The following is an 8,322-nucleotide window of genomic DNA, read 5'->3' on the forward strand; positions in this document are numbered from 1 at the left end:
CGGCGAGGGGGAGACCGGGACCGCGCCCGCGCGCGGCGGCCGCGCTCGCGCCGACAAACGCGCACCTCAAACGGGACCCGTTCGACGCGCGAGTCGTCGTCGCGGGCGATCCCGAGGCCTCCGGGCTCTTCGATCGCGTCGTCCCGCTGAGCGCTCCGGACGCGGGTGCGACGGCGAACCGGTTCGTCACGGAACTGTCGAGCGACTCCGGGAAGGGCCCGTGGTGGCGGCGGCCGATGGCGTTCGACGAGGCGGCCACCGCGGTGCTGCTGGAGCGGGCCGACCTCGCGTGAGCGCGCGTCGATCCACATCGGCGCGATCCGGTCGCACGACGCAATCCAGTCGCCGACGAGGTTTCACGCGTCGGTTGCCCCGAATCCGCAGGTCGATTTATGGGTCGCGCGCCCCTTCGTCCGGCTATGAGCGATGGCACCGACGACACCGACGACATCGACAAGATCGACGACACCGCCGACGGGACCGCCACGACACGTGACGAGCGGAACGCCCCGTCCCGGCTGGGACGGGTCCTGCTGGGCATCGGCCTCGCCGCACAGGCCTCCGAGGATTTCCGCGACATGGACGACACGATCGAGTACGCGGAGTCGGCCGGCGTGCCGGCCCCGGAGATCACGGCCCCACTCGCATCCGGGATGATGGTTACGGCGGGGGTCGGAATCGCTCTCTGGCGGCTCCCGCGGCTCGCGACCGGCGCGGCCGTGACGTTTCTCACCCTCGTGACGGCGACGATGCACGACTTCTGGAACGCCGACGAGGACGACCGCTCCGGCGAGCGGCTCGCGTTCTTCGGGAACCTCGCGATGCTCGGCGGCGCGCTCGTGTTCCTGCGCGAAGCCTTCAACTGAATCCGCCGCGCGCGTCAGCGCGGGCGGACGTCAAAGGGAGCTGACGCTCAAAGGAAGCTGACCCCCCACGCGAGCATGGAGCTCACCATGAGAAACGCGAAGAACAGCGCGATTATCTGCTGTCTGTTCATGTGCACCGTTCCGGGTGAAGCGCCATAACTCCTGTGGGGCGTTGGTCCTCCTCCGTAGAGGTTAGATACCACGCGAGCGATCGCTAGCCAATATATATCGTATAAGGTGTATCAGGACCCTGAATGAAGTAGTAATCTTCATAAACCTTCACGACCCACACATCGATATGGCAACGAAGGGGCTGTTGACCGCGCTGACGCTGTACGGTGCTCGAACACTGACGCTGTCGCAGGCGGCAGCGAAGGCCGGTCTCAGCGAGGTCGAGTTCGTCGAACAGCTCGAGCGGCGGGACATCGAGGTCACCGAGTCCGAGCGGGCAGCCGCGCTACGCACCGACCAGACCGTCAGCGCCGACTGAGCCCGAGCCGCTCCGTCCGGGTTCACACTCCTCTTTCGCCACGATCGCGCGTCCCCTTCAGTTTCGACGCCGGCAGTCAGCGTAGATACGACTGCTCGACTCGTGAAACTGCGAGGGAAAAGGATGCTCCGGCGGGGATTTGAACCCCGGTCATTGCCTCGAGAGGGCAATATGATTGGCCGGACTACACTACCAGAGCGCGCGGTTCGGCGCAGCTATCGGTAGGGATGGTTATTGTAAAACAGTTCCGTTTCGACGGCGCCGTGTCCCGGTTTATCGTGGGTCGGCCTAGCCGTCTGGGCCGCAGGTGACGGGGTGTATCGGTCACGGCCCACCCCGCGCACAGTCCTCACACGTAGGCGAGTCCTCACACGTCGACGGCGAAGGAGGTCACGTCGCTCGCGGCGGCGGCTATCGCGGCACACAGGTCGGCGACGGCGTCGAGGTCGGTCGTGTCTATCACCTCGACCGGCGTGTGCATGTAGCGGTTCGGGATCGAGACGGTGAGCGACGGGACGCCGCCCCGGGCGGTGTAGAAAGCGTCCGCGTCGGTACCGGTGCGCGTGCCCGCCGCCTGGAGTTGGACGTCGATGTCGGCGTCGGCGGCGGCGTCCCGTGCGAGGTCCACCAGCACCGGATGGTTCGCGCTGCCACGGCTGATCACCGGTCCCGCCCCGAGTTCGACGGGACCGCGGTGGGCGGTTTCGACGTCGGGGTTGTCGGTGGCGTGCGTCACGTCGACGGCGACGAAGGCGTCGACGGCCTCGAGGTCGACGCCGACCATCCGCGCCCCCTGGAGGCCGACCTCCTCCTGGACGGTCGACACCGCGTAGACGGTGGCGTCGACGTCGGCGGCGGCCGCGCGGCGGAGTCCCTCGGCGGCCGCCCACGTGCCGGCCCGGTTGTCGACCCCGCGGGCGGCGATCCGGTCGCCGACCAGCTCGGAGACGCCGGTCGAGAAGGTGACCGGGTCGCCGATGGAGACGTGTTCGCGAGCCTCCGCGGCGTCCGTCGCGCCCACGTCGACGAACTGCCCCGCGATGTCTTGGTACTCGTCGTCCGCCTCGTCGCGCAGGTGGATCGCGGTCTGGCCGATCACCCCGTGAACGGGCTCGTCGGCGTGGACGGTGACGTGTTGCCCCTTCGAGACGGTGCGGTCGGAGCCGCCGATACGCCCGATCCGGAGGAAGCCGTCGTCGAGCACGTCGCGGACGATGAAGCCGATCTCGTCGGCGTGGCCGGTCACCGCGATCGTCGGCGCGTCCGGGTCGCCCTCGTGGACGGCGACGGCGTTGCCGTAGGCGTCCGTCGAGACGTCGTCTGCGAACTCGCCGACGTAGTCGGTCCAGACCCGCTGGCTCGGCGTCTCGAAGCCCGACGGACTCGCGGTCGCGAGCAGGTCCTCCAGGAGCGCCCTGCGTGTGTCGTCCATGTCCCGGGGTGTGTCGGCGTCCGGCAAGAAGGCGGCGGTCGGTGTCCACCCGACGGCGGCCGAACCGCCGTAAGCGACGTGGGTCGGGAGGCGCTGGGCCGCCGCAAGCGACTTGGGTCGGGCGTGCCTCGGAGGGGCATGGACGTTCTCCGAAGCCTCCGTGCAGTTTCTGCGGCGTCCGGACCCGGCGTCGTCGACTGGGACCGCGCCGCCGAGGCCGCCAAGGCGAGCACCGACCCGGGGTCGCTCGCGTTGAGCGCGGCCGACAGAGCGGGATACGCCGCCGACGTGCGGGACGCTCGGACCCGGATCCGAGACGTCGCGAGGCTCGACTTCGACGTGCCCGACGCGATCGAGGTACAGAACCGGCACCACTGGATCGACGCGAGCGTCGACACGTTCAGGAACGTGATGGAGCCGATCGAGGCGGCGGCCGTCGGCGACGACGGCGTCGCGGCCGGGTCCGTCTCGACCCCGACGCTCTCGCTCGACCTCTCGCGGGTCGTCAACACCGGGTCGATGGCGTTCGCGCTCGGGTTCCTCGCGCGCAACGTGCTCGGACAGTACGACCCGCTGCTCCTCGCCGACGAGCCCGACGCGGACCACGGGCTCTACTTCGTCCACCCCAACGTCGTCGCGGTCGCGGCCGCGCTCGACGTGGATTTCCCCCGATTCAGGCGGTGGATCGCGTTCCACGAGGTGACCCACGCGGCGGAGTTCGGCGCGGCGCCGTGGCTCCCCGAGTACCTCGAGTCGCGGGTCGAACGCGGCGTCGACGGGCTCTCCGCGGGCGGCATCGACCCCGCGGCGTTCGCGGAGCTGCAGACCGCGATGACGGCCGTCGAGGGGTACGCGGAGGTGCTGATGGACCGGGCGTTCGACGACGAGTACGCCGACCTCCGCCGGAAGCTCGACGAGCGCCGCGGGGGCGGCGGCCCGGTCCAGCGGATCGCACGCCGGCTGCTCGGGCTCGGGCTGAAGCGCCGGCAGTACGAGCGCGGGGCGGCGTTCTTCGAGCGCGTCGTCGACGCCCGGGGGATCGAGGCCGCCGGCACGGTCTGGGACCGCCCGGCGACGCTCCCGACGAGCGCGGAGCTCGACGACCCGGACGCGTGGCTCGTGCGGGTCGACCCCTGAAACGCGCGGTCACGCGACGCGCGGTCCCCCTCCGCCCTCCGCACGGCTTTTATCCGCTTCCGTCGAACGCCGACCGTGGACCTCCACGTCCGGTACGAGGGCGACGACGACCCCGACAAGTGTACCGCCCGGAAGCTCGCGCGGTTCGACCTCGCGGCGCTCCACCGGTCGGACCGCGCGACGCCCTACGGGGTGGTGTTGAACCCGCACGCGGAGCGGGCGCTGTCGCCCGCCGACGCCGAGATCGCCAGCGAGGCGGCGCTCGTCGCGCTCGACTGCTCGTGGGAGTCGGCCGGCGAGAAGCGGTTCTCGCTGCCGGGCGAACACCGGGCGCTCCCGTACCTCGTCGCCGCCAACCCCGTGAACTTCGGGCGCCCGATGCGGCTCACGACCGTCGAGGCGTTCGCGGCCGCGCTCGCCATCCTCGGCGAGCCGGACCACGCGGAGCGCGTCCTCGCGAAGTTCACGTGGGGCGAGACGTTCCTCGAACTCAACGCGGAGCCGCTCCGGCGGTACGCCGACTGCGAGGACTCCGCGGCCGTCGTCGAGGTCCAACAGGAGTACCTCGACCGGGAGTGACGAACGGCGCTTCGGCCGCCGGATCACGGTCACCAGGTCACGCCACCCGGATCCGGCCGCTTGGTCGCGGGAACCGCCGGTACCGGAGACGATGGACGATGAGACAAGTTTTTCGGGCGATCGAACGTACGATCGATCGATGGTATCCGAAGGCGATACCGCGCCGTCGTTTTCCGCGACGGTCGGTACGAGCGATCACGAACCGTTCGATCTCGAGGACCACATCGGCGACGGACCCGTCGTGCTCGCGTTCTTCCCGGGCGCGTTCACGCCGCCGTGTACGAACGAGATGATCGCGCTCCAGGAGCGCGCGGACGAGTTCGCGGACGCGGGCGCGACTCTGTTCGGGATCAGCGCCGACTCGCCCTTCTCGCTCGGCGCGTTCCGCGAGGAGCACGGGATCGAGTTCGACCTCGTGAGCGACATGGCCGGCGACGCGATCCGCGCGTACGATCTGGAGATGTCGATCGCGGACCTCGGCCTCCACGGGATCGCCAACCGCGCCGTCTTCGTCGTGGACGACGAGCGGACGGCCACGTACGCGTGGATCGCCGACGACCCGACGAACGAGCCGGACTACGAGGCGGTCCTCGACGCGGTCGAGGCCGCGTAGAGGCGGCCGAGACCGCGCACTCGAACGCGACGACGCTCGTCGAGTCTTCCGCGCTCCGTCGGCGCCGACGACCGGGGTCGAACGCCGATGCTCGGGTAGCGTCAAACCGTCTCGATACCGGGGGGGTTTTTCGTCGGCGGCGCGCAGTGGGTGAGCATGGAAGTGTTCGCGGTGCCAGGCCTCCCGGAAGTCCGGGAGGGAGACGACCTCGCGGCGCTGGTCGACGAGCGCGTCGACCTCCGCGAGAGCGACGTCGTCGTCGTGGCCAGCACGGTGGTCTCGAAAGCCGAGGGACGCGTCTTCGACCTCGACGACTTCCCGGCGAGCGCGCGCGCGAAGGAGGTCGCCGACCGACTCGCCGCGGTCACGGGCGACGAGAAGGACCCGCGCTTCGCGCAGGCCGTCCTCGAGGAGTCGACCGAGCTCATCATGGAGGCGCCGTTCCTGTTGACTGCGACCCGCTTCGGACACGTCGGCGTCAACGCGGGGATCGACCGCTCGAACGTGCCCGACGGGGACCTGCTGCTGCTCCCGAAGCGACCCTCCGAGAGCGCGTCGCGGATCCGCGAGGGGCTGCCGGCCGACCGCGTCGTCGTCAGCGACACCTGCGGGCGTCCCTTCAGACACGGTCAGCGGGGCGTCGCGATCGGCTGGGCCGGCCTCCCCGCGAGCCGGGACTGGCGCGGCGAGCCCGACCGCGACGGCCGCGAACTCGGCGTCACCGTCCAGAACGTGATCGACGAGCTGGCCGGCGCCGCCAACCTCGTCGCCGGCGAGGGCGCCGGCGGCACCCCCGTCGTCGTCGTGCGCGACTGGGCGTTCGGCGACCACGAGGGCTCGGACGCCCACTTCCGCGAGGTGGACAGCGACTTCGTCCGGCAGGCGCTGCGCGAGTGGCGCTTCGAGGACGCCTGACGACGAGGACCGACCGCACGCCAACCCATGCTCGGAATCGAACTCACCCCCGAACACGACGTACACCGGCTCGTCGACCTCGGCGTCCGCGCCGAGGCGGCCGGCTACGACGCCGTCTACTCGACGTGTCACTACAACAACCGGGACCCCTGGGCGCTCCTCTCGCAGCTCGCGACCGCCACGGAGTCGGTCCGGCTCGGCCCCGGCGTCGCCAACCCCTACGAGACCCATCCCGTGACGCTCGCCTCGCGGGTCGCCACCCTCGACGAGTTCTCGGGGGGCCGCGCCATTTTCGGGATCGGTCCCGGGGACCCCTCGACGCTCCGGAACCTCGGGCTCTCCGACGAGCGCGGGCTCCGTCCCGTGTTGGAGGCGTTCGAGACGGCCCGGAAGCTGTGGACCGGCGAGCGCGTCGACCACGAGGGGACCTTCGTCGCCAGCGAGGCCGGGCTCAACTACGAGCCTCCACAGGGCGCCGACATCCCCGTCCACGTCGGCGGCGAGGGGCCGCACATGTGCCGGATGGCGGCGAAGCACGCCGACGGCCTGCTATTCAACGGGTCGCACCCGGCCGACCTCGCGTGGGCCCGCGAGCAGGTCGACGACGGGCTCGCGGACCGTCCCGGATCGCGGGGCGAGTTCGACCTGATCGCGTACGCCGCGGTGTCGATAGCCGAGGACGAGGCCGCCGCCCGCGAGGCGGCCCGGCCGCCGGTCGCGTTCATCGCCGGCGGCGCGGCGCGACCGGTGTTGGACCGGCACGGTATCGATCCCGAAGCGGCGTCGGCGATCGGCGACCGCGTCTCGGCCGGCGAGTTCTCCGCCGCCTTCGAGCGCGTGACCCCGACGATGATCGACGCGTTCTGTATGGCGGGCTCTCCGGAGACGGTCCGCGAGCGCGCCGCCGCCGTCGCCGAACACGCCGACGGGCTGGTCGTCGGGTCGCCGCTCGGGCCGGACCTCGAGGCCGCTGTCGACCTCACGGCCGACGCCGTCGCCGATCGTTTTTGAATCCGGACTGCGGCTACTCCTCGACCGGACCCCGACCGCCAAGCGACGGGAGCGTCACGCCGATCTCGTCGAGGAGCGCGCCGAGGACGGGGTAGCCGAGCGCGAGCACCGACGCGAGGATCAGGATCTGCCCGGCCACGACGAGCACCGCCGACAGCGGGTCGCCCGCGCCGAGGAGCAGGTTGTTCACGAGGATGTCGAGGAACCGGCCGACGTCGCCGACGATCCGGGCGAAGAAGTCGATGAGCGCGATCATACCCGCCGGTTGGCACGGGGGATACTTGGGTGTTGAGTTCGCGGCGCTTCCTCGGGCGGACCGACCGTGGCGTCCCGGTCGTTGCTCCCCGGACGATCGGCGGTAGACGGCCGGCAGATCGGCGGTAGACGGGTGGACGGCTGCTCGACGAACGGCGGCGCGGCGTTTCGCCAACCGAACGCCTTACACGCGGCCGACACGGATCGCCCGGTATGAACACGTTGTTCTGGGTTCTCACCGGGGTCCTCGCGTACTCCGCCGTGGCGATGTGGCTGCAGGACCGCGGCGTCCTCCCGGAGGCGGTCCGCGTCTCCGGTCCGGTGTTGACGCTCCGTACCCGCCGCGGGCGGGCGTTCCTGGGCCGCCTCGCCCGGCCGAAGCGGCTCTGGCGAGCGGTCGCGAATCTCGGGCTCGGCGGCGCGCTCGTCGCGATGGTCGGCTCGTTCGTCCTCATCGTCTCCTCCGCGCTCTCCACGCTCTCGACGCCGCAGCCCTCGGCGATCCAGCAGCCGCAGAACTTCCTCATCATCCCCGGCGTGAACGACTTCCTCCCGCTGTCCGTCGCGCCCGAGATCGTCGCCGGCCTCGCGGTCGCGATGGTCGTCCACGAGGGGGCTCACGGCCTGCTCTGTCGCGTCGAGGGGATCGACATCGAGTCGATGGGGCTGGTCTTCTTCACGCTGCTGCCCGTCGGCGCGTTCGTCGAGCCCGACGACGAGGCCACCCGGGCGGCGTCCCGCGGCGCCCGCGCCCGGATGTTCGCCGCCGGCGTCACCGCGAACGTCCTCCTCACGGTCGTCGTGTTCGGGCTGCTGTTCGGCCCCGTCGTCGGCGCGATCGCGCCGGCACCGGGCTACGCCGTCGGCGAGGTGGCCCCCGGGTCCTCCGGCCGCCGCGGCCGACATCTCGGGCGGCGATCGGCTCGTCGCGGTCGCCGGCGACCCGGTCGACACCGCCGCCGAGTTCCAGGCCGCGATGGCCGCCGCCGGCGAGACGGTGACCGTCACCGCCGACGACGGCGAC

The 8,322-nt window shown here is 71.1% G+C and carries 9 protein-coding genes, 1 tRNA gene and 2 pseudogenes; 9 read left to right on the forward strand and 3 right to left on the reverse strand.

Annotation, left to right across the window (positions count from 1 at the left end):
* The 3 genes and pseudogenes from GJ633_RS11445 to GJ633_RS11455 form a co-directional block, all read left to right on the forward strand.
* Window positions 1-293 (forward strand): annotated as a pseudogene (locus tag GJ633_RS11445) (hypothetical protein); the annotation flags it as partial.
* A gap of 126 nt (window positions 294-419) precedes the next feature.
* The gene (locus GJ633_RS11450; protein ID WP_231741343.1) at window positions 420-866 is read left to right on the forward strand and encodes a DoxX family protein; all 447 of its coding nucleotides are present in this window, start codon (window positions 420-422) and stop codon (window positions 864-866) included.
* A gap of 298 nt (window positions 867-1,164) precedes the next feature.
* On the forward strand, window positions 1,165-1,356 hold the full coding sequence (locus tag GJ633_RS11455) for a UPF0175 family protein (RefSeq protein ID WP_156588935.1): 192 nt from the start codon (window positions 1,165-1,167) through the stop codon (window positions 1,354-1,356).
* 124 nt (window positions 1,357-1,480) lie between these two features.
* Here the strand turns inward: GJ633_RS11455 and GJ633_RS11460 are convergent.
* Both GJ633_RS11460 and GJ633_RS11465 read right to left on the reverse strand, forming a co-directional pair.
* Window positions 1,481-1,555 (reverse strand) — tRNA-Glu (locus tag GJ633_RS11460).
* A gap of 168 nt (window positions 1,556-1,723) precedes the next feature.
* Entirely contained in the window at window positions 1,724-2,788 is a 1,065-nt protein-coding gene (locus tag GJ633_RS11465) for a M20/M25/M40 family metallo-hydrolase (protein WP_156588936.1), read from the reverse strand.
* Window positions 2,789-2,926: 138 nt separating this feature from the next.
* Here GJ633_RS11465 and GJ633_RS11470 point away from each other — a divergent pair, with 138 nt between their 5' ends.
* From GJ633_RS11470 to GJ633_RS11490, 5 genes are all read left to right on the forward strand, one after another.
* Window positions 2,927-3,925, forward strand: coding sequence for a zinc-dependent metalloprotease (locus tag GJ633_RS11470; RefSeq protein ID WP_156588937.1), 999 nt, complete (start codon window positions 2,927-2,929; stop codon window positions 3,923-3,925).
* Between the two features lie 75 nt (window positions 3,926-4,000).
* On the forward strand, window positions 4,001-4,504 hold the full coding sequence (locus GJ633_RS11475; protein ID WP_321169047.1) for a DUF367 family protein: 504 nt from the start codon (window positions 4,001-4,003) through the stop codon (window positions 4,502-4,504).
* 139 nt (window positions 4,505-4,643) lie between these two features.
* On the forward strand, window positions 4,644-5,117 hold the full coding sequence (locus tag GJ633_RS11480; RefSeq protein WP_156588938.1) for a redoxin domain-containing protein: 474 nt from the start codon (window positions 4,644-4,646) through the stop codon (window positions 5,115-5,117).
* A gap of 156 nt (window positions 5,118-5,273) precedes the next feature.
* A complete protein-coding gene (locus tag GJ633_RS11485) occupies window positions 5,274-6,032 on the forward strand; it encodes a coenzyme F420-0:L-glutamate ligase (protein ID WP_156588939.1) in 759 nt (252 codons plus the stop codon).
* A gap of 27 nt (window positions 6,033-6,059) precedes the next feature.
* A complete protein-coding gene (locus GJ633_RS11490) occupies window positions 6,060-7,043 on the forward strand; it encodes a 5,10-methylenetetrahydromethanopterin reductase (protein ID WP_156588940.1) in 984 nt (327 codons plus the stop codon).
* A 13-nt stretch (window positions 7,044-7,056) separates the two neighbouring features.
* Here GJ633_RS11490 and GJ633_RS11495 read toward each other — a convergent pair whose 3' ends face one another.
* Window positions 7,057-7,299 (reverse strand): hypothetical protein, encoded by a 243-nt coding sequence (locus GJ633_RS11495; RefSeq protein ID WP_156588941.1) that lies wholly within the window; start codon window positions 7,297-7,299, stop codon window positions 7,057-7,059.
* 212 nt (window positions 7,300-7,511) lie between these two features.
* Between GJ633_RS11495 and GJ633_RS11500 the strand changes: the two are divergent.
* Window positions 7,512-8,322: pseudogene (locus tag GJ633_RS11500) on the forward strand (site-2 protease family protein); the annotation flags it as partial.

Source organism: Halorubrum sp. CBA1125 (genome assembly GCF_009742825.1).
GTDB lineage: Archaea > Halobacteriota > Halobacteria > Halobacteriales > Haloferacaceae > Halorubrum.

Excerpts from the sequence above, each read along its gene's own strand:
- GJ633_RS11470 (WP_156588937.1), top strand. The coding sequence starts at position 2,927 with ATGGACGTTCTCCGAAGCCTCCGTGCAGTTTCTGCGGCGTCCGGACCC.
- GJ633_RS11485 (WP_156588939.1), top strand. The coding sequence starts at position 5,274 with ATGGAAGTGTTCGCGGTGCCAGGCCTCCCGGAAGTCCGGGAGGGAGAC.
- GJ633_RS11495 (WP_156588941.1), bottom strand. The coding sequence starts at position 7,299 with ATGATCGCGCTCATCGACTTCTTCGCCCGGATCGTCGGCGACGTCGGC.
- GJ633_RS11480 (WP_156588938.1), top strand. The coding sequence starts at position 4,644 with ATGGTATCCGAAGGCGATACCGCGCCGTCGTTTTCCGCGACGGTCGGT.
- GJ633_RS11455 (WP_156588935.1), top strand. The coding sequence starts at position 1,165 with ATGGCAACGAAGGGGCTGTTGACCGCGCTGACGCTGTACGGTGCTCGA.
- GJ633_RS11465 (WP_156588936.1), bottom strand. The coding sequence starts at position 2,788 with ATGGACGACACACGCAGGGCGCTCCTGGAGGACCTGCTCGCGACCGCG.
- GJ633_RS11450 (WP_231741343.1), top strand. The coding sequence starts at position 420 with ATGAGCGATGGCACCGACGACACCGACGACATCGACAAGATCGACGAC.
- GJ633_RS11490 (WP_156588940.1), top strand. The coding sequence starts at position 6,060 with ATGCTCGGAATCGAACTCACCCCCGAACACGACGTACACCGGCTCGTC.